The sequence below is a fragment of the Komagataeibacter europaeus genome, assembly GCF_002173515.1.
In the GTDB taxonomy this organism is placed as follows: Bacteria; Pseudomonadota; Alphaproteobacteria; order Acetobacterales; family Acetobacteraceae; genus Komagataeibacter; species Komagataeibacter europaeus.
This window is the reverse complement of record NZ_CP021467.1, coordinates 102,252-122,526: the sequence shown is the minus strand read 5'-3', so window position 1 is coordinate 122,526 and position 20,275 is coordinate 102,252. Positions and strand designations below refer to the sequence as shown.

At 54.4% G+C, this 20,275-nt stretch carries 20 protein-coding genes and 1 pseudogene; 14 read left to right on the top strand and 7 right to left on the bottom strand.

The window, feature by feature from the left end; genetic code table 11:
* Positions 1 to 3: 3 nt before the first annotated feature.
* Positions 4 to 927: an alpha/beta hydrolase gene (locus S101446_RS00605; protein ID WP_087607247.1), complete on the bottom strand. Its 924-nt coding sequence runs from the start codon at positions 925 to 927 to the stop codon at positions 4 to 6.
* A 116-nt stretch (positions 928 to 1,043) separates the two neighbouring features.
* Here S101446_RS00605 and S101446_RS00600 point away from each other — a divergent pair, with 116 nt between their 5' ends.
* Positions 1,044 to 1,943 (top strand): LysR family transcriptional regulator, encoded by a 900-nt coding sequence (locus tag S101446_RS00600; RefSeq protein ID WP_087607246.1) that lies wholly within the window; start codon positions 1,044 to 1,046, stop codon positions 1,941 to 1,943.
* 59 nt (positions 1,944 to 2,002) lie between these two features.
* Here S101446_RS00600 and S101446_RS00595 read toward each other — a convergent pair whose 3' ends face one another.
* Positions 2,003 to 3,370 (bottom strand): hypothetical protein, encoded by a 1,368-nt coding sequence (locus S101446_RS00595; protein WP_087607245.1) that lies wholly within the window; start codon positions 3,368 to 3,370, stop codon positions 2,003 to 2,005.
* A 467-nt stretch (positions 3,371 to 3,837) separates the two neighbouring features.
* On the opposite strand from S101446_RS00595, the gene S101446_RS00590 reads away from it, so the two are divergent.
* The 13 genes and pseudogenes from S101446_RS00590 to S101446_RS00535 all read left to right on the top strand — a co-directional run bounded on the left by S101446_RS00590 (position 3,838) and on the right by S101446_RS00535 (position 15,724).
* On the top strand, positions 3,838 to 5,007 hold the full coding sequence (locus S101446_RS00590; RefSeq protein WP_034931190.1) for a site-specific integrase: 1,170 nt from the start codon (positions 3,838 to 3,840) through the stop codon (positions 5,005 to 5,007).
* A gap of 358 nt (positions 5,008 to 5,365) precedes the next feature.
* Entirely contained in the window at positions 5,366 to 5,857 is a 492-nt protein-coding gene (locus tag S101446_RS18685; RefSeq protein WP_029329788.1) for a DUF2946 family protein, read from the top strand.
* A gap of 145 nt (positions 5,858 to 6,002) precedes the next feature.
* Positions 6,003 to 8,183: a TonB-dependent receptor domain-containing protein gene (locus S101446_RS00580; protein ID WP_087607244.1), complete on the top strand. Its 2,181-nt coding sequence runs from the start codon at positions 6,003 to 6,005 to the stop codon at positions 8,181 to 8,183.
* A 125-nt stretch (positions 8,184 to 8,308) separates the two neighbouring features.
* Positions 8,309 to 8,407, top strand: coding sequence for a methanobactin (mbnA, locus tag S101446_RS18680; protein WP_082770916.1), 99 nt, complete (start codon positions 8,309 to 8,311; stop codon positions 8,405 to 8,407).
* A gap of 54 nt (positions 8,408 to 8,461) precedes the next feature.
* Complete coding sequence (mbnB, locus tag S101446_RS00570) at positions 8,462 to 9,283, top strand: methanobactin biosynthesis protein MbnB (RefSeq protein ID WP_010517450.1); 822 nt, start codon at positions 8,462 to 8,464, stop codon at positions 9,281 to 9,283.
* The gene (mbnC, locus tag S101446_RS00565; protein ID WP_010517452.1) at positions 9,270 to 9,845 is read left to right on the top strand and encodes a methanobactin biosynthesis protein MbnC; all 576 of its coding nucleotides are present in this window, start codon (positions 9,270 to 9,272) and stop codon (positions 9,843 to 9,845) included. The genes mbnB and mbnC overlap by 14 nt, the downstream gene beginning before the upstream one ends.
* Entirely contained in the window at positions 9,842 to 10,747 is a 906-nt protein-coding gene (locus S101446_RS00560; protein WP_157132976.1) for an MbnP family copper-binding protein, read from the top strand. The genes mbnC and S101446_RS00560 overlap by 4 nt, the downstream gene beginning before the upstream one ends.
* Position 10,748: 1 nt before the next feature.
* A complete protein-coding gene (locus S101446_RS00555; protein WP_208620531.1) occupies positions 10,749 to 11,924 on the top strand; it encodes a methanobactin export MATE transporter MbnM in 1,176 nt (391 codons plus the stop codon).
* Positions 11,925 to 11,989: 65 nt separating this feature from the next.
* A complete protein-coding gene (locus S101446_RS00550) occupies positions 11,990 to 13,261 on the top strand; it encodes an aminotransferase class III-fold pyridoxal phosphate-dependent enzyme (protein ID WP_007397930.1) in 1,272 nt (423 codons plus the stop codon).
* A 99-nt stretch (positions 13,262 to 13,360) separates the two neighbouring features.
* A complete protein-coding gene (copC, locus tag S101446_RS00545; protein WP_010517558.1) occupies positions 13,361 to 13,738 on the top strand; it encodes a copper homeostasis periplasmic binding protein CopC in 378 nt (125 codons plus the stop codon).
* Entirely contained in the window at positions 13,735 to 14,625 is an 891-nt protein-coding gene (locus S101446_RS00540) for a CopD family protein (protein WP_034931184.1), read from the top strand. The genes copC and S101446_RS00540 overlap by 4 nt, the downstream gene beginning before the upstream one ends.
* A 178-nt stretch (positions 14,626 to 14,803) precedes the next feature.
* Positions 14,804 to 14,995: pseudogene (locus S101446_RS18710) on the top strand (LysR family transcriptional regulator); the annotation flags it as partial.
* An 84-nt stretch (positions 14,996 to 15,079) separates the two neighbouring features.
* A complete protein-coding gene (locus S101446_RS00535) occupies positions 15,080 to 15,724 on the top strand; it encodes a LysR family substrate-binding domain-containing protein (RefSeq protein ID WP_228120804.1) in 645 nt (214 codons plus the stop codon).
* A gap of 1 nt (position 15,725) precedes the next feature.
* On the opposite strand, the gene S101446_RS00530 is transcribed toward S101446_RS00535, so the two are convergent.
* Genes S101446_RS00530 through trbL form a run of 5 tightly spaced genes read right to left on the bottom strand, consistent with a single transcriptional unit; the run spans position 15,726 to position 20,272 of the window.
* Complete coding sequence (locus S101446_RS00530) at positions 15,726 to 15,965, bottom strand: DUF2274 domain-containing protein (protein WP_007397926.1); 240 nt, start codon at positions 15,963 to 15,965, stop codon at positions 15,726 to 15,728.
* Positions 15,962 to 17,161: a TrbI/VirB10 family protein gene (locus S101446_RS00525; RefSeq protein WP_029329795.1), complete on the bottom strand. Its 1,200-nt coding sequence runs from the start codon at positions 17,159 to 17,161 to the stop codon at positions 15,962 to 15,964. Before S101446_RS00525 ends, S101446_RS00530 begins: the two co-directional genes overlap by 4 nt.
* Positions 17,158 to 18,159, bottom strand: coding sequence for a P-type conjugative transfer protein TrbG (trbG, locus tag S101446_RS00520; protein WP_007397924.1), 1,002 nt, complete (start codon positions 18,157 to 18,159; stop codon positions 17,158 to 17,160). The genes S101446_RS00525 and trbG overlap by 4 nt, the downstream gene beginning before the upstream one ends.
* The gene (gene trbF, locus S101446_RS00515; protein ID WP_087607243.1) at positions 18,156 to 18,839 is read right to left on the bottom strand and encodes a conjugal transfer protein TrbF; all 684 of its coding nucleotides are present in this window, start codon (positions 18,837 to 18,839) and stop codon (positions 18,156 to 18,158) included. Before trbF ends, trbG begins: the two co-directional genes overlap by 4 nt.
* Positions 18,840 to 18,844: 5 nt before the next feature.
* Positions 18,845 to 20,272, bottom strand: coding sequence for a P-type conjugative transfer protein TrbL (gene trbL / locus S101446_RS00510; RefSeq protein WP_034933517.1), 1,428 nt, complete (start codon positions 20,270 to 20,272; stop codon positions 18,845 to 18,847).
* Positions 20,273 to 20,275: the final 3 nt, after the last annotated feature.

Here is a 20,275-nt window from a genome sequence, read left to right as displayed (position 1 = left end):
GCGTTAGAGATACGCGCCGTAGAACTCTTTCAGTTTCGCAATCGCCTGGCTTGTGTATTCCGGCTTGTCATACAAGTCGTAATGCGTCGCGCCAGGTACGACGAAGATATTTTTCTTCTCGGACCGGGCCTTGTCGAACAGCTCGAAGCCGTCGCGATAGGAACCGAAAATACCGGGCTGACCGCCGCCAACAATGACCTGCAACGGCTGGGTCAGCAGACGGTCCACCAGGTGGAATGCATCCCACGAAAAGGCTGCACCCGTGCTGACCACATTGAGTTTGTTGGGCGAACCGGGCTTCTGGCCACGGGGCGTCGTGTAATAATCGACAGCCTCAACAATATCCACATCCTTGATGTCGCAGGACGCAAGCTGCTTTTCCGACTGTGGGATGTAGCTTGTAATGGCGGCTGCAATCCCATGTGCCTCAGCTGTGCGCTGGGCACAGACGCCTTCCATAGCCTTCAGGGCAGCATCTGGAGACAGGTCCCCCTCGCAGCACAGACGACCATAATTGGCAGCGACAACAGTGCCAACGGCTTTGAAACGACGTTCTGTCATGGAGGCATTCGCGGCGTAGCCACCGCCACCACAGATGCCGAGCACGCCAATCCGGTTTTCGTCAACGAACCCTAGCGTTGTGAGGTAATCGGCCGCCGCGCGGAAATCCTCGACGCGCAAGGCCGGATCTTCCAAATAGCGTCCGGGACCGCCACTTGCGCCCTGGGTGGACGCATCGAAGGCAAGGCAGACATATCCGGCTTCCGCCAATCCCGCAGCATAAATGGCGGCAGTCTGTTCTTTGCAGGAGCTGATCGGGTGAGCCACCACAAGGGCCGGATATTTCAGGCTCTTATCAAAATCCTTCGGAAAATGCAGATCCCCCGCCATATCCCAGGTTCTGTTTTTGAAGGTCACGGTTTTCATTGTCATCGTTCCTTTCCGCTTCGAGCCCGAAACGCCCGACAGGAGGAAAGATGAAACAACTCTTCTTATAAGTTTAGATGGCTTGTTCCGCATACAATCATTAGCCATACTTCTGAATGATGAATGAAAATCTTCGCGATTTGAATGCTTTTGTCATCGTGGCAGCCGAGGGGAGCTTCACCCGGGCCGCCGCACGGCTCAGCGTGTCCCAGTCCGCGCTCAGTCAGATAGTCCGCAATTTGGAAGAACGCTTGGGAATCCGCCTGTTCAACCGTACGACGCGAAGCGTCTCTCCGACCGAGGCCGGAGAGCGGCTTCTGGCAGAGGTGGAACCGGCGCTTGCCCGGATTGAACGCGGACTGGAACAGCTTGGCACTTTGCGCGAGCGTCCGTCTGGTACGATCCGCATTTCAGCCGATGAATATGCGATCCGTAGTGTACTCTGGCCGGTTGTGGAGCGCTTTCTTGTTGACTATCCGGAGATCCATGTGGATCTCACAACCGATTACGGTCGGACTGACATCGTGCGCGAACGGTATGATGCCGGGGTCAGACGCGGCCAGCTAGTCTCGAAAGACATGATCGCATTGCGGATCGGACCGGATGTGCCGATGGCCGTCGTAGCCACGCCGACGTTTCTAAAGCAGCATGGGAGTCCACGAAACCCGCGTGATCTGGCCGAGTTTCCTTGCATCAATCTGCGGCTGCCGACACACGGCGAACTTTTCCCCTGGCAGTTCAGGAAAAGCGGCAAGGACATACGAATCACAACGTCTGGGCAACTTGTTCTGACCAGCCTTTTTCAGATACGCGAGGCCTGTCTGGGCGGGCTGGGGCTGGCCTGGCTGCCGCATGATCTTGTGGCTTCCCGAATTGCGACAGGAGAGCTGGTCGAGGTGCTCTCACAATGGCAAAAGGTTTTCGAGCCCTATCACCTTTACTATCCAAGCCGTCGCCAACACTCATCGGCGATGACTGCTTTCATCGCCGCATTGCAAGCTTCAGTACGGGAGTAGTGTCTGCTTTTGGGATATCCAACATTCACACGCATTGTCTGACACGAGGCGTAAGCGGACTATTTCCTGAGCCTGATGATTCCGAGTTCGTGCCACATCCACCCAAAATCGTAGGCAGCCATGGCACCGCCACTCCCTTGGGCGCGGACCGTAGTGTTTTCGATATCCTTCAACCAGATGGCCACCTTTTTACGCCCTGAGGCTGTCTGGACGGCCTGGCGCGGCGTCATATCCCCCAGGGCCGGGACTGGCTCATCAAGCACCTGCCGATAGTGCCGCTCCAGCATCTGCCCGATCATCCGGGCTTCCTCCTCGGGCGGGATCTGCAGTTCTAGCGAGACCTCACGTCCATGCGTCCCCCGGTCTTCCATAGCCTGCGCCGGCGTCATGATCTGCGTGAGCGGAGCGCGCACGAGATCTCCCAGACCAGCCTGCAGCATGGCGCGGCCACGTTCGGCACGCTCTTTCGAGTTCACCTGCAGCCGCAACTGCCGCCCCTTCAGATCCAGCGTGCCGAGCACGATCGCACCATCATCCATCTCGGTGCGCAGGAACCGCCCGTTTTCATCTCGTCCAGCCTTGCCCACGGGATTACTCGGCTCTTTCAGCCAGTTCCAGAATGACCGGTTTTCCGGTCGCAGGGCCATGATCCCGTCAAGCACGTCCGCCACTGTCTTCTGTGTCACGCCCTTTGCCAGCGGGAAACACACTTCGTGGAAGACCAGATCCTCTCCGTCCCCATTGAACAGCGCTGGCCCCTCCATCTGCCGGGCCATGTCCTCCAGTGTCCGAAACAGCCAGGTCAGCGTGAACATCGGCGCAAGTTCATGCAGCGTCTGCGTATCGACTTTTGGAAACTCGGCCCTGCCCCGTCTTTTCCGCAGAGCCCTGTAAAGGTTCGCAGCCAGATCTTCGCAAGCACCCCGTGAATAGGCGAGCAACCCACCTGCCAGAATGGTCTTTCCATCGGACGGCACGAGACGTGCTGCAATCCGGTCCCACTGTTCCAGCGTCCGGGTAGCCGTGCCTTCATGCACCAGAACGGGTTCCCCACCCCGCAGCAGGTCACGCGCCATCAGGCTCTGGCCGGGTTTGATATCCGAGACTTCATACAGGCTCATGACCGAAGCCTTGAGGGCACGCATGTAGGCGCTGTTGCGCGGCCCTTCCTTCCAGCTCCGACGCTTGAGGTAAACGTCAACGAAGTTCCGACCATCGTCCCAGTCCTGCCCGAGAAAATCTTCGAAAGCGCAGCCCCACAGCGTCATGGCAACGTCAGGGCCGATCATCTCTGCCAGATCCTCGAAGGAGATGTCGCCCGCTTCCAGCGCCGGACCGATGTGATCGCCGAGCACTTCGCCAAAACACTCCTGCCAGTCGTCCTGACCGAGATATCTGATCAGTCCCGTGAGTTCGTCTGCGGCCATGAGGCTTTCCTGCTACTTCCGTTATGGACAGCAGAGGGGAATACTGTCCTGACTCGACAAGACAGGATCATACCCTGAAACAGGCAACGGGATGCCCCTCCCCGGATTTCACGCATTTGTGAAAGTGGACAAAATCGCGCCTCGGTACCTTTCCGTTTGTTTCCTATGTGTTTCCTGCAGTGGAAATTTGGACGCAAAAAAGCCGCCTCTAGGGGCGGCATTTTTGCATTATATTCAGTGTATTAAGCATGGTTGCGGGGGCAGGATTTGAACCTGCGGCCTTCAGGTTATGAGTTTGTAGGCAAGAGCTACGCCCTGCCACGAAATTCCCCGACGCATCCCGAAGAACCACTACTATCCTATTATTTTAATTGAATAAGTCGTTCATTTTGGCTCTTCTGTCTACGCTTACTCACGCTGACGTTTCAATCCCATTTGCATCCTATACGCATCCTGTGGAGGCAGCCATGCCCCGGATATCAAAGCGCATAATCGCCACCCTCCAGCCTGCTGAGAAGGACTACATCGTCTGGGACGATCAGGTCGCCGGCTTCGCCCTGCGGGTCTGGCCTTCGGGTCGGATGAGCTACGTGGTTCATTATCGAGCCAATGGCCGGTTCCGACGTTATACGATCGGCCATCATGGTCCCTGGACGGCAGACAAAGCACGCGATGAAGCGATTAAAATCCTCGCTCGTGTGAAAGACGGCAACGACCCAAACACCGAACGCGGCGAAGAGCGGACCTCCCCCACAATCAGTCAGTTCTGCAAGACTTTCATTGAACGGCATGTAAAGACGCATCTGAAATCAACCACACAAGCCGAATATCAACGCGCGATTGACCTGTTCATTATAAAAAAAATTGGCAGCCGGATGGTGGCCACCCTGACCCACTCGGATGTGGTCGCATTCCACCACGCCTATCGCCATATCCCGTATCAGGCGAACCGGACTCTGGGTGTGCTGTCGAAAATGTTCTCTCTGGCAATCCTCTGGGGTGTGCGGACAGACAACGTCAATCCATGCAGGGGCGTGAAACGCTATAAGGAGCAGAAGCGCGAGCGCTACCTCACAACAGAAGAACATCAGCGTCTTGGCAAAGCACTCGACGACGGCCGTTCCGCAATGCCGGAAGCCGTCAACGCGTTCCAACTCCTGCTTTTAACCGGTTGCCGCCTGCGGGAAATCCAACGTCTGAAATGGGAATATGTTTTTCTGGACGAAGGGATAATCAGATTACCTGACAGCAAAAATGGTGCCCGCACGGTTCAGTTGGGCGAGAGTGCGATCGGCTTGCTTGGAGACATCACGCGGGTTGAGGGCAATCCCTATGTCATCACGGGACGGAAAGACGGTGGTCACCTGACCGATCTGGAGAAGCCGTGGCGGCGCATCCGAAAGGAAGCCGGGCTGCATGATGTCCGCATTCACGATCTCCGCCATTCCTTTGCATCCGATGCGCTGGAACTCGGCGAGGATCTGGTCATGATCGGGAAACTGCTGGGTCATCGCGATCTCAAATCGACCGCACGTTATGCTCACCTCAAGAAAGAACCAATCCAGCGTGCAGTCAAAGGGATCGATTTGAAAATTTTTACGGCACTTGTTTCAGGAGGCAGCGAGAGCAACATCTGAACACGTCAATTATGCCCTGCCTCACAGAACTATTTTTAAAAATACCTAAAAATATATTCGGCTTTGTTGCACAATTCACTGATTGGTCGTGCTGAACGCTCTTATGTTTTTTGTTATACGACCGCCTAAGTGATTGAGGTTCCGAGCGTTGTGAAGCGGTTAAAAGTAGCAACGTGGATGTGAACTTCGGCGATCTTCCACGTATTTGCGAAACAAAGCCGCCGCCAAGCCAAAATGGGCTCTTCAAGCATCCTGGTAGGAATGCCTGCCATGTGTGTGCAATATCGGGTTGACAGGCTCGCAACCATAATGGATTTTATAAAAAGTCTACCGTGACAGGAGCATATGTTTTCAAAAGATGGCCCATGCCATACATCCTGCGCCCCGCTCTTCATTGAGCCGCTGGTTTCTGGTCGCGTTCACGCTCATGGGCTTTCTGGGGCAACTCCTGATCCAGAGTCAGGCAATGCCGGGAGAAATGCCTCGTGCTACCATCCTGCGCCTGACAGGCATTGATATCGCTCCACATCTTTATCACACGCCACATAAGCACTCCGTCTGTGCGGATATGCCTGGCATGACAATGGACAATGTGACGCAGGCTGTGTCAGCCGACAATGAGGGCGACCACGACCACATGTCCGGGCATCCTTCTCATCACGATGGAAGCTGTCCGTTATGCCCCCTCCTGCACCTGCCAGTATTCCTGTTCACAGCTCTCGTGATCTTGCTGGCACTGGCGTTTATTCGTTGGCAACGCCACGTCAACATCGTTAACCCCCGTGCTCCACCTGTCATCACACTTGGTGTTCCTTTCTCCTGTGGCCCCCCTGTGTCTGCGGTCTTCTAGCGCCCGCAGGCCGTTTAAGCTGTCATTCATCGACCGTACGCGTTCACTTAACGCATAGTGCGTCGCTGACGTCATAAACTAATGACGAAAAAGACAATGACCGTCCTGCTGGCTGAACGATATTCTCAGCTCAGGATCAGCTTTCATGTCTTCGACACATGTTTGCGCACACACGTTCCACCGCGCGCACTTACTTTCTGCCGCCGCAATTTTTCTTATCCCGTCCTTCGCGGCGCATGCCAATGAACTGCCCGGAAAAGAGCGTGAGAGTGCCGCATCAACCAGGCAGGCGGCGATTAAAAAAACTCCGGAACAGTCATCACGAAACACGTCAAAACAACTCGGCGCTCACGTAAAAACAGGAGCAGCCGTCCCTATATCCAGCAACGCAGCTGAGCGGCTCGTTGTCACAGCCACGCGAACGCCACAGCAGATCCAGGACGTTCCCGCCTCGGTCAGCCTGATAACACGTCAGGACATCCAAATGAGGCAATCTTCCACGATTTCAGATGCCCTCAATCGCTTGCCTGATGTCGATATGGTCGGCACGGCGCGTATGGAAGGTCAGGTTCCCCAAATCCGTGGGTTTGCGGGACGCGAGATCATTTTGATGGTCGATGGCGCACGGCGTAATTGGGATTCCCAAGGGATTGAAGCGCCGCTTTATATCGATCCCGCCTTTATCCAGAGTGTAGAAGTTGTCGCCGGATCAGCGTCCACTCTTTATGGAACAGGTGGTCTCGGCGGAGTTATGTCAATTAAGACTATTGACGCAAAGTCCCTTCTGAAACCGGGTCAAGGCTTGGGCGGAGAAATTGATGGCGGCTATCAAAGCGCCAACGGAAATGGGAAGGGATCAGCAAAAATATACGGAAAATGGGGCAAGTTCGATGCGCTTCTTGCTTATTCTGGGCAAACCTTCAACTCGATACGATTAGGGGGCGGCGAGAGACTTTCACCCAATGACGGGCAAAGCCACAGCGCACTACTTAAACTTGGATATGACATCAATGACCGAATTAGAATAGATTTTGGTCAGCAATTTTATCTTGATGAAAACTATAGATCTTCAGTGCCACAAAAAGGTCCTTCCACTTACCACTGTTCTACCTGCCAAGAGCAAAATGTCCGACAGGACGAGTCAACATTGCACCTCACAACACGTAACGAGCAAGGCGAGGAAGATGGAAGGCTGACCCTTTACAGAACGAAAATGGCCTCAAAGCAGGTGCCGAACAGCATGGACTCTAATGGCGGGTCCACTGTCCTTGAGACCTATGGTTTCGACTTACAAAAATCATACTTTCGTAATTTCGGATTGTTTGGAAGACATAAATTTACTGGAGGCGTAAATTACTACCGCGATTTTTATACGTACACCACATCTGGTTCAAATACACCCAACGCACAACAGCAGGTATATGGGGTTTACGGGCAAGATGAAATAAAATTTCGCCACCATGTCACTCTTTCCCCTAGCTTGCGTTACGATAGATACAATACCTTTCCTGAACACGGGAAAGGTCTCTCAAATAGCTCAAACGGTGCTATTCTTCCAAAAATAACATTATCGTGGCAACCAACACGCGAATGGATGATATATCTCAGTTGGGGGAAAGCTTATAATGCTCCCACCCCAGCGCAAAGCGACATGGATTTGACAGGCAATCAATGGTTCGCAAATTTTGTTTCTAACAAAAATCTAAAACCCGAATCTGCCAAAACATACGAAGGCGGATTTACTTATACAAAGAGCGCACTGTTTAGCGAGCACGATCGTGCGAGCGTCCGCGCTACAGGTTTTTACGAAGACGTAACCAATCTCATTCAAGAAGTTGCTATCGGGCGTTTTAATGGAAAATATGGGAAAAACAGACCCATTTATCAATATCAGAACGTTGGACACGCCACACGTTACGGTATTGAGCTACATAGTAATTACGACATAGGAAACTGGGGGTTTGATCTGAGCTTCAGCCACATAAGAGTCACAAACGCTCTGACCGGTGCTGGGTTGTACTCGCCTCCAGATAAAGTTGCCGCTGATATGCGTTACCGTTTTCCGAACATCGGACTGACTTTAATGTACAGCCTCATGGCCGTAGACGCTCAGAACTACGATGCAACTATTATTCGTCGGCGTCCCGGCTATATGGTGCACGACATACTCGCAACCTGGGCACCTCCTCGCAAGCCTTGGCGAATTAATTTTGCTGTTACCAACTTATTCGACAAGGAATACAGTATGTATAAAATGGCTTCCACAAACGTTGATTTTCCTGAAGTAGGTCGCAGCTTTCGCTTTGATCTATCATATAGATTTTGACAATTGCCAGGAGGTTATTCTGAAATAAATCAAATTATTACACGTAATTCCATTGATTTATTTCCTGTTTTTATGTATAATTAGACGCCACATAGAATGTCTATTGTGGTTACTGGAGGTATGAAATGACTATTACTATAACTATACTTAAAACCAAACAAATTTCTGTACCTGTCCGGGCCGGACTGCAGTGTGGTTCGGGTGTCTGCGGTTATAACGCTTAAAACAATACAGAGACTGGCGCCTTTCCGCGCCAGTCTCGCACTAGGAGGTATACGATGTGTAACGGTTCTATTGGCATAAATTTCACTGGCGGCCAATCTTACTCATCTATTATGTCCCTTATTGACGAGGGACATATAGATTACGTCGAACTCCTGATCGACAATTTTTTACATCTCAATCCAACAGAAATTGCAAAGAAATTTCCTTGCCCTGTCGCATTCCATATTATGCAATCCCGTTTTTTGGAGCGAGGTGAGGAAGAATTAAAGTATATATCAAGCAGAATAACGCAAATGTCTGAGGCGTTTCAGCCACTTTATATTTCCGATCATATCGCACTTTTCGAGCATAACGGAACTAATTTTTATCAACTCGCCGAAATAAATTATGCAATAGGGTCAATATATTTTGATAAAATTCGGCGATGGCAGGATATGCTTGGTCATACTCTATATTTAGAGAATTATCCTTCACTGCTCGACGGTTCTTATGAAGCTCCAACTTTCTTCGAGCATATATCAAAGAAAACTGAATGTAATGTGTTGTTTGATATATCCAATGCTGTTTGTGCCTCTAGGAATACGGGCGCAGACATAGACGACTGGAAGAATGTAATATCGAAAACGCTACACTATCATGTTGCAGGATACACTCCAGCACCAAGCGATAATAATATTTTAATTGATTCACATTCGGAGCAGATTTCATCAGAAACGGAGATCTTCATAGATCGTTATGCTGATCTGTTTTTTCGTGAAAATACTACAATTACTTACGAACGAGACGGAAATTTTGATTACGACCTTATAGTGGAAGATTTAAACAGCCTTCGCTTGAAATCGAAAAACCAGAGTGTATACAATGAACAATCATAGAAAATATTTGCGTGATATCGATGTCATAGACTTTATGTCGCGCCCAGATCAGTTTTCTTTGTTTTCTGACAACAGGCGCGCGTTGGTGCGATTAGATATTGCGTGGCGCGGTTATTGGCATGCTCTTTATGATCCATGTCCATCCCTACTGGATTTTTCTGGTGATCAAGACGGATTCAATATTTTTCGGCCCTTTATGAGGTGGGGTTCTGAGCGAAAAATTTGTTTTGGTTGGCCATTACACCTCTGGGTTATCATTTGGTTGCAAGAAAATGAGATGCTGAATAGTTCTAATTCCGAAATCATTCTATCGGAATTGGCGGGAGCTGCAGCTGCTCGGTGGGCCATATCTGATCGCACAGAAGCACTAGGCATCGCCATTTACCGCGGTATCAAACAAAACTGGACTGTCGGCTGGAAGTGCCGTGCGGTAGATCTGCAACGAGAAATTCAAGAAATTGAAATTGGTGCGGATTTAAGCCCGGAAGATGATATTCCGTCGTATTTCCTTATTTTTGATAACAAAATTTCTGTATTCCCTGGATGGAGCCGCATACTGTGAGCAATTTGACCTATGCGCCGTCAGTGTATAGAATAAATTTTTTTTTGTTATTCATTGGGATGGGTCTATTTATTTTCCCGGCCTTTTCTTCAAACGAAGCCCACGCAGCACCAAAGCTCGGGCGCCTTACTTTCCAGGCGGCATTCGGAAACCAGCCGGTAAGTTGTGCTAGAACCATAAGCCCGGTGGGGACAAGCGACAATACGGTCCGCATCAACGATCTACGCTTCTACATCCACGATGTGGCGCTGCTCACGAAGGACGGCCGTGCGGTGCTGGTCAAGCCAGGGCCGTCCGGCCTCTGGCAGCGTGACGGGATAGCGCTGATCGACCTGATCGATCGCAATATTCCATGCAGCGATACGACTCCGTCGCCGAACTCGGCTATCAGTTTTGTTTGGCCGCAAGGCCATTTCACCGGCCTGCGCTTCACCGTTGGGCTGCCTATGGCCGCCAATCACGGCGATCCTACGATTGCACAGCCACCACTGAACATGACGAGCATGTTCTGGACCTGGCAGTCAGGATATCGTTTTTTCACGCTCGACATCACGATGATTCCGAAGCCTGGCGACAAAGCGCGACCGCACGGCTTCCCTGTCCATATCGGGAGCACCGGCTGTGAGTCCGCCAGCGCGGTCGAGGCGCCGAAGGGCGCGTGCACGGCCCCGAACCTCGTCACGGTCACGCTGCCGGAGTTCGATCCGGCGCATCAGACCGTGAAGCTCGACATAAGTCGACTGCTCGCTCTGAGTAATGTCAGCACCAACCAGATTAATAGTGCGCCAGGTTGCATGTCTGGACCGGACGACAAGGATTGCGCAGGTGTGTTCCGTGAGTTCGGCCTGCCATTCGGATCAGAGACCTCTCCGCCGGCTCAGTCGGTATTTCGGGGTCGATAAGATGCGCACGTTATTTCGCAAAGTTCTCCAGATGGCCCTTCTGGGTGGGGGGGCGCTGCTTCTATCGGCCGCAACCCGGCCCACGACGTGGCATTGGGACATCCCCTCCTGGGCGCCTGCGCCAGTCGTCCCGTCCGACAATCCGATGAGGGCAGAGAAGGTCGCACTGGGACGACGGCTGTTTTATGACAAACGGCTATCGGAGAATGGGACGCTCGCCTGCGCGTCGTGCCATCTCCAGAAACTGGGCTTTGCCTCTGGTGTCCCGACGCATGTAGGCGCGCATGGCGAGCCGGGACTACGCACGCCGATGCCACTGGCGAACGTAGCCTATCTGCCGAGCTACACCTGGGCCAATCCACAGCTCACCACTCTGGAAAAGCAGATGCTGATCCCGATGTTCAGCGACCAACCGGTCGAGCTGGGCATGGGCGGCCAGGAAAAGGCGCTGTTCGCCCGGCTCTCGGATGATCCCTGCTATGCGCGCCTGTTCCGTGTCGCCTTCCCCGAGGCGAAGGGCGCGATCACACTCTCCACGGTCACGAAGGCGATTGCATCCTTCGAGCGCACGCTGCTGTCCTTCGACAGTCCCTACGACCACTCGCTGCATGGCGACAAGACGGCGCTGTCCCCGGCCGCGCAACGAGGCGAGGCGCTCTTCTTCGGCGAGAAGCTCGAATGTTCGCATTGCCATAATGGCCTGAATCTGACCGACAATATCCGCGCGGCTAACATGCCCTTTCCAGAAACAGGCTTTCACAATACCGGCTTGTATAACGAGGACGGCAAGGGGGCCTATCCTGCCAGTGATCACGGGCTGCGGACAGTGACAGGCAATGCCGAGGACGAGGGGAAATTCCGCACGGAAAGCCTGCGCAACGTCGCTCTGACGGGTCCCTATATGCATGATGGCTCCATCGCCACGCTGCACGACGTGCTGGCAGCACATTACTCGAAGGGAGGTCGGTCGGCGACAGGGCCACACGGAGAGAACCCGTTGCGCGACCAGTTCATAGAGCCGTTCGATATCAGCGAGGCGGAGATCGCGGACGTGATCGCCTTCCTGAACTCCCTGACGGATCAGAGCTTCATCACCAACCCGGCGTTCTCAGATCCGGGAAAGACCTGCCCTTTGGCTCTGCCCTCAGCCTCTCCCTCTGGTAAAGGCGCACAATGATGACTTCGCGACTGGTGTACGGCTTATCGCATCTTAGCAACTCCGCCATGTCATCAGGCGTCGATATGGTATCTGGATCTGGTGTCTTCGTCTTCGATTCTTCGGGTAAAGACTATATCGACGCGGTGTCGGCACTGTTTTGCGCTACGCTCGGCTTTCATAATGAACGCCTGATCGAAGCCGCCACACGCCAGATGCGAGAGCTGCCAGTCTATCCCACCGCGCTAAACCGGACGGTCCCTGTCGTCCACGCGCTTGCGGACGCGCTCAGCGCGGCAGCGCCGATACCGGACGCTCACGTTCTTTTCGCCACAACCGGATCGGAAGCTATCGAAACTCTCATTAAAACGACTTGGTATATCAATAAACAACGAAATCCAAAACGGCATAAAATAATCACGCGTCGGGGGAGCTACCATGGATCGACGATATTTGCCACGAGACTTGGCGGGATCGAAAGCATTATCAATTCATTCGATCTGACGGGTGACGATATTCTGTATGCTGCGCAACCCCGCTGGCCACGTGACGCGTTGGCTGGAGAAACAGAAGAAGATTATGCACATCGCCTGGCGCTGGAACTGGCAGAACTGATAGATCACACGGGTGCCGAAAATATCGCGGCCTTCCTCTGCGAGCCAGTCTCGATTGCTGGCGGCATGTACCCAGCGCCGGAAGGATATTTTGAAGCAATACGCAACGTCTTGTCGATGCGCGATATTCCTCTTTATTTCGATGAAATCGTGACGGGCTTCGGTCGAACCGGAAAGATGTGGGGAAGCCAGACCGTCAACCAGACTCCCGACTGCCTCGTCGCATCGAAGGGGCTTTCAGCGGCCTATCAACCGATTTCGGCGGTCGTCATGAATGATGATTTTCACTCCGCATTGGTGGACTGCTCGATTATGCACCATGGGTTTCATCATGGCGGCACATATCACGCACATCCTGTTGCCGCTGCCGTCGCCCTTGAAACGCTAAAAATCTATGAGGATGAAAGAATAGTAGATCATGTGCGGGATATTTCAGAACATTGGATAAAGATGATTTCGAAACTTGCGGCACACGAACTGGTCCGATCCACACGGACAATCGGATTATTAAGCGCGATTGAAGTCGGATTCCGTAGCTACAGGGAGCTTGATTTCCGAAATGATGAGAAGAGAGACATCAAACGGTCAGTTGTGAAAGCATGTATGGAACACGGCGTCCTGATAAGAATCTCACACGATAGCATAATTTTAGCACCACCTCTCATTATTTCTAAAAAAGACATTGATGAGCTTGAGCAACGCATGACGAAAGCTTTCAATACTATTCTGTTTTCAACAGCATAGCTGCGTCGAAGGTATCCTTTTCGTTGGTCAATAAGAGACTTTTTTCTCTGAAAATATTTGTCTTTCTGCTGTAATTCACACCAAGCAAGGAAAGTAAACATGACTTCTATCCGTAAAATCGTTGCCTCTATGTGTCTCGCAGGGAACTTCGTTCTGCAGATGGCGGACCCTGCCTATGCACATGCCCACCTGAACGCCGAAATACCCGCTGCGGATAGCACGGGAACGGCGCCGCAGAGCCTGACGCTAGGCTTTACTGAAGCAGTAGTTGTCAAGCTCACCGGCGTCGTTGTCACTGGCCCCAAGGGTAATGTTATAGAAACAGGAAACGTTTCCCTGTCGGATGACGGCAAGACTCTGACGATCCCGCTCAAAATTGACCTCGTGCCTGGACGATATTCCGTAACCTGGCACGCCCTTGCCGTCGATGGACACAAGACTCATGGCGTCTACGGGTTCACAGTTACTAACCGATGACACCGGATGCTTTCCTGATCCTATGTCGCGCCGCACGAGACAGCCTGGCGCTCTTTCTTACAGGTAGCCTGCTTTTTGCAGGGTGGCTGGCTCCGCGCAAACTCGGAAACGCACTCTCTGCCCGCCTGGGAAAGTTTTGGGCATGGGGGAGCGTTTTTACGACGGTAATCGTCGTTGCAACACTGCCAGCCGAAGTCTCCGAGGTCGGAGATGGATGGCAGGATGCCTTCTCGCCGACTTTAAGCAAAGCCGTGCTTGTTGACACCACCATTGGACAGGCATGGATCATTCAGGCCGTAGCTGGCGTCTGTCTTCTACTTCTAACTTGGCGTAAATGCGGCGCGGTCCTGTCGGTCATACCCGCATGCGTGCTTCTGACGGCGACAGCCTTGACAGGTCACGTGCGCATGATCGGTGTGGGCGCGATGTTCTTCCAGGCCGTGCATTTGCTTGCAGGTAGTTTCTGGTGCGGGGGCCTCATCCCCGTTGCCATGCTTGTCAGTGATACACGAAAAAAGAAGTGGGATTGCTCCATGCAAGTGGCGTTAGCACGGTACTCGGCTGCGGGGCATATCGCGGTGCTTCTGGTCCTGCTTACCGGCTCTGGACTCGGCCTGAATATCCTGGGGGGATGGCCGAAGCATGTCACTGTCTATTCTACACTACTCATTCTCAAGCTGGGATTAACGAGCGGTATGGTCTGTATCGCCTGCGTCAACCGCTATGTATACGTGAAAAATCTACGCCAGAAAAGAAACATTACGGTTAGCCTTAAATATCTTCAACGCGGAACAATAGCCGAAATTGCACTTTCTATTGCTGTTATTGCAATTGTTGCCGTTGCTGGGAGAATGGACCCGACAATCTTATCTCTGCCTACAAACTAGAGTCATGCGCGCATATCTATAGATGCGAATAAATATATCTAGGTATTAATTGTGGTATATAAGAAATATATAAATATTACATTATATTTTCACGTATACATAAATTATATTATTGTGCGTTACAACACTCACACTACAAACTGTCGAATTTTAATTTGTATGAGAGGAAAGAAATGGAATGGTAAGACACCCTCCTCTTGATCTACGGGAACTGCAATGCGTATGCGCAATTGCTCTTCAAGGAAGCATCCATGGCGCGGCACGCGCTCTAAATTCCAAACAGTCCGCAGTCAGTCGTTCACTTCGGCTACTTGAGGAGCGCGTCGGAATTCAGCTTTTCCGCAGGACATCATCTGGCACAACGCCTACGCCAGTCGGCGAAGCATTCCTCCGACAAGCTGAGGCTCTGTTGCACGACACAAATGCTCTTTATGAATATACTCGGAGATGCGCCTTGGGTGAAAGCGGTATCGTATCAATAGGAATACAAAGTAATGTACCGCCAGGACGGGTGTCGGCCTTCATCGAACCGTATAGAATTCTTTATCCCGGTATTTCGTTTATATATCGTGACGTATCCAAGAGAGATGTAATTTCGGCTCTTTTCGACGGTATCGTTGATTTAGTAATTATAGCCCTTCCGCTGAACGAATCTTGCGCAGCTACCTTACCACTGTGGAGCGATCGAATTGTCGCTGTGACACCGACAAACCATCCTCTTGCTTCGTCTGTCACGACATGTTGGAGCGATTTACGGGAAGAAACTTTTGTCTTCGGTAACGATGATACAGGAGAGGACATGTCTACACTGTTAAAACGCAAAGCAAGCATTGCTGGCTTTCTACCAACAGTGTGTAGGGAAGAAATCATAAGTCTGCGGACGATCGCTCTCGTCATTAACGGACATGGTATTACGCTCATGCCGGCTGGCTGGCTCGCATTTTTTCCAGGTACGATCCTTGAGCAGGTAACTGTGCTAGAAGTGCGCGACGGCGACGGTTTTTCACATCTTGATTACGGCATTGGATGGCGCGATAGAAATTTGTCGACCGTCGCACATAAAATACTTGTTTTCTTGGGAAAGCAGAATCTCGAATAGACTAAGTTTCTCTGCTTACTATCTGCTTAGCTCGCGCACGCTTAAGCTTCGCGAAAGCTCGATCAGATGCAATGAATCCACGGATCATGTGCGGCACGAGACGGGTTGGATCGACGGGCTGACCATTCTGGCTGACCAGTGCTGCGTAAGTCACCAGATCACGATGGAGGTCCGCCGGTAAGTCCACGGGCATGCGGACCGGCTTTTCATCCGGAATTTCAGTGATGCGCAGCGTTGTCATGGTGCTGTTTCCTTTGCGTGGCGAGGTTGCAGGACAAGGTCGCGGTTAAGGATCAAGGTGAAAGGCAGCCCCGGCCGGTCGGTTAGGGTCGGCTGGATGTTGAGGCTGCGATCAACCAACCGGTTACCAACCATGGAAAACCCATTGCTGGCCCCAGAACGGATGGCCTGCGCCAGATTGTTCTCGCTCTGACTGGTTCCGGCCTCTGATCCGACGCTCAGGAGCGTGGTCACGATGGCAGCCCTGAAAAGCTGGCCCCAGTGGTTGTTCACTTCATCGGACAGGCCGGACTGGCCGATGGCGTCGCCACCGGGCAGTTTTTCCAGCACCAGGCTCTCGCCGTTCGGGTAAATCAGCCGGGTCCAGATGATCTGGGTACGCTGCTGCCCGAAAGAAATGCCGCTGTTATAGGCCCCGAACAGCAGGCTTCCCTGCGGGATCAGCAGGAAACGACCGGTCGGGCTGTCATAGACGTTCTGCGTGACATGGCCAGTAATCTGACCCGGAAGGTCAGAGCTGATTTTCGTGTTCAGCGCCCCCGCGATGACAGTGCCCGCCTGAAGGATATAAGGCGAAGCTGACGGCATGATGCGATCCGGGCTGGTCGTCGCGCGGTCAGGCTGGCCTGCCAGAAAGGCACGGTTGCCTGATTGGGCGTCGGTCGAAGAAGATGGATTTGCCTGGGACGCAGATGCACCCGATGTGGGCGGAGTTGCCTGGTCGGTACCCCGGTCGCGTTCTCCCGTCTGCACGAACAATTTGCTGGCGATTGCGGCCTCGACCTCCTGCGCGGCACGGCGGTCGTCGCCACCCGAGGCTGCCTTTCCCTGCTCCTGTGCGTGGAGGATGGTATGCCCCAGATCACCGGGCAGCGCTGGTCCCAGCTTCGGCACATCCTTGCCGACATAGTCGGACGGCAGTCCCGCCAGCCCGTCGGCAGAGGGACGCACATCCGCGTCCTGCGCGGCAGGCGTGGATGACACCCGATGGCTTGCCTGAAGGGCATAGCCCAGCGCGAAGGCCACCGCGATCATACCAACCCCGCCCAGCGACCAGACCACGGTGCGGGAAAGCCGCACGACACGCGGTCGTTCCGTCCGCAGACGCAGATCAGGTGGCGGCGGTGATGCTGCGGAATTTCCCCCTGTGGCCGGAGCCGCAGAATTTTCTCCCACTGTGTGAGCCTGCCCGGTCATGACTTCCTGCCGTCAATGCGGACAATGCGCACCCGCTGCTCGGAATGCTTATCGCCCAGCCGCAGTTCAGCGGCGGCGAACAGCCGATCCACGATCATCCAGTTCTGCCGCACCCGGTAATTGACCAGTTCCGGGCCGCCATCCGCCCCCAGCACGAAGAGCGGCGGCAGTTCCCCCTGCCCGATCCCGGATGGAAAAGCGATATAGACCTTGTGACCGTCATCAAAGGCCCGGCCGGGTAACCAGGGCGGCGTGCCGCCTTTCACCGGCTGGATGGCATAGCGGAAATTCAGAGTATCGAGATTCAGCCCCGCGTCCACTGGGGCAGAGTCATCGGCCGCGTCGTCCTGCCGGTGCAGGGCAATCAGATCGTCCTCGGGATAGTTCCACGAGACCGACGCCATGTATGTGGGGGGTGTTGACCTCAATTCCGCCAGATAAGTCCGTCGGTCAGTATTGATGATCAGATTAGTGGTCAGATCCGGCCGGGTCGGCTTCACCAGGATATGGATGCGTTTGGTCGCCCCTTCTCCGCTTTCGGTGTCACCGATGACCCAGCGCACCGTATCCCCAGCAGCAACTGGGCCGGTGCCCACCAGTTTTTCACCCTGCTGGAGCATGATGTCCGTGATCTCGCCTGGCGAGGTATAGACCTGATAGAGGGCACCCGGAGAATAGGGATAGACCTGCACCGCATTGATGAAACCGGCCCGCGTCGGCTGGATGCGCGCCGCCAGATTAGCCTGGGTCACGCGCGTGGTCGGATCAGTAACCTCGGGGACCGGATGGGCCGTGCGTCGTGACGGCAGTGGCTTGAACTGGCCCGGCAGAGGAAGTGGCTGTGGCACCTCCACCACCTGCACGGGCTTCGGTGGATCGGGAATTCTCGTCGCGCGCGCGGCGTCATCGTACCGGATGACGGGCGGATGGTAACTGCCCGCGCAACCGGCAAGCGAGAGCAGCGCCACAGGAAGGGCTGCGAAAATGAAGCGCGTCATTGACCAAGCTCCTTCGACCAGTTGATGGCGGAGACGTAGATTCCGAGCGGATTTTTCCTGAGATGGTCGGCATCGCGTGGCGTGTGCAGAACGACCGACACGATGGCGGTCCAGCGTTCGGTGCCGGTGAACGCGCCGTCGCGGTAATGGCGCTCGCTCCAGGCGACACGGAAGCTGCCGGGAGACGCCCGAATCACCGAGGCGATGTCCACCTCGACCTGCTCATGCCCGATGCGCGAGAACGGATCATTGAGGCGGGCATAATCGTTAAGCGCCTGAGCGCCCGACTTGGTGGTGAAATCATAGGCGCGTAGCCAGTTCTGCCGCACCACCACAGGGTCCGACGACAGAGCGCGCACGTCATGAACGAACTGCGCCAGATACCAAGCGATCTGCGGATCGGCGGGCATATAGCCCGCTATCGCGGGGGCCACGACCTGCGCCTGCCCCAGCCGATCGACCTGCACGACCCACGGCGTGATGGTACCGCGCGCGGACTGCCAGACCAGCCCTACGCCAAGGCCTGCGGACAGAAGCAGAGAGCCGAACGCCATCAGCCGCCAGTTACGGGCCTGTACACGGGCGGAGCCGATGCGCTCGTCCCAGACTTGCGCGGCTTTCTGATAGGGCGTGACAGGCTCGGGCGTGGTCCCGTAGCGGGTGGTGGAGCGACGGAACATCGTCCTCATTCCTTTTCCGACAGATCGATGGAGGAAGATCCGCCCCCGCCATCGGCGGAGCGGATAACATGGGCGGCCTCAGCAGCATGAGCGGCGGCATTGCGGCGCTTCATCTTCTGAGCCCAGCGGGGCGGTTCGCCGGAACCGCCACCATCTCCACCAGACGGACCCTCACCGGTAGGGCCGCCACCCGTGGGGCCATCCCCTTCTCCGGCAGGACCACCGCCTCCAGAAGGTGCCGGTCCGTTATCCCCGGCTCCGCCTTCGCCTCCCTCCCCCATCCCGCGCGCGGCCCAGCGTCCACCGGCGGCATAGCTTTCCTTGAGGGATGAACCGGCACGCGAAGCCGCCCCTTTGACGGCATTCGCGACATTTCCACCGACGGCCCGGCCCATGCCTCCGATCCCGGCGGCCATGCTGCCCGCGCCGCCAGACGCGCCTGCGGCTCCGGCCGAATAGGCGGAGGTAGCAGCCCCGGCAATCGCGGCCCCTCCCCGCGCGGCGGCAGCCGTGGCGCCGAGGGCTGCGGCACCACCGGAAGCAACAGCCCCGACACCGGCCGCCGCAGCAGCACCCATGGCGCCAACCGCCATGCCGGTACCGACTGCCGCTCCCGCGCCAAGCTGCGGTGCGCCGGAAATCAGCCCATTGGCGATGCTGCCGCCAAAAATGGACAGGCCGACAATTGCAAGGGAGGCCAGCACCACCGAGACGGACTGCCCGATCGTGGGAACGTCGCTGCCGTAGGAGGTTGAGAACTGGGCGAACAGAACCGACGCGATAGCGGAAATGACCGCCAGCACCATGATCTTCACACCCGACGAGACGACATTGCCCAGCACCTTTTCCGCCAGAAAGGCGGTGCGGCTGAACAGGGCGAAGGGGATCAGGATGAAACCCGCCAGCGTGGTCAGCTTGAATTCGATCAGGGCAACAAAAAGCTGCACGGCCAGAATGAAGAACGCCGCGAGCACGATCAGCCACGACAGACAGAGCACAAAGATCTGAATGAAGTTCGTAAAGAAGGCGACAGGACCAAGGAGATTATGGACTGAATCCAGAAGCGGCTGGGCTGCATCGAAACCCGTGGATGCCAGTCGGCCGGGCCGCAGGAAGTCTCCGAGTGCCAGATTGCCGCCACCGGCTCTCAGGCCAAGGGCCGCAAAACTGTCAAAGACGGTCTTCGACAGACTGGAGAAATTGCTGATCAGAAAGGAAAAGAATCCGATATAGAGCGTCTTCTTCACCAGACGCTGGATGATGTCCTCATCAGCAGCCCAGGCCCAGAACAGGCCAGCCAGCGCCATATCCAGCACGGACAGTGTTCCTGCTAGTGAGATCACATTCCCCTTCACCAGACCGAAGCCGCTGTCGATGGTGGTGGTGAAGGTATTCAGGAAAGTGTCGATAACGCCCACATTGCCCATCGCCATGGC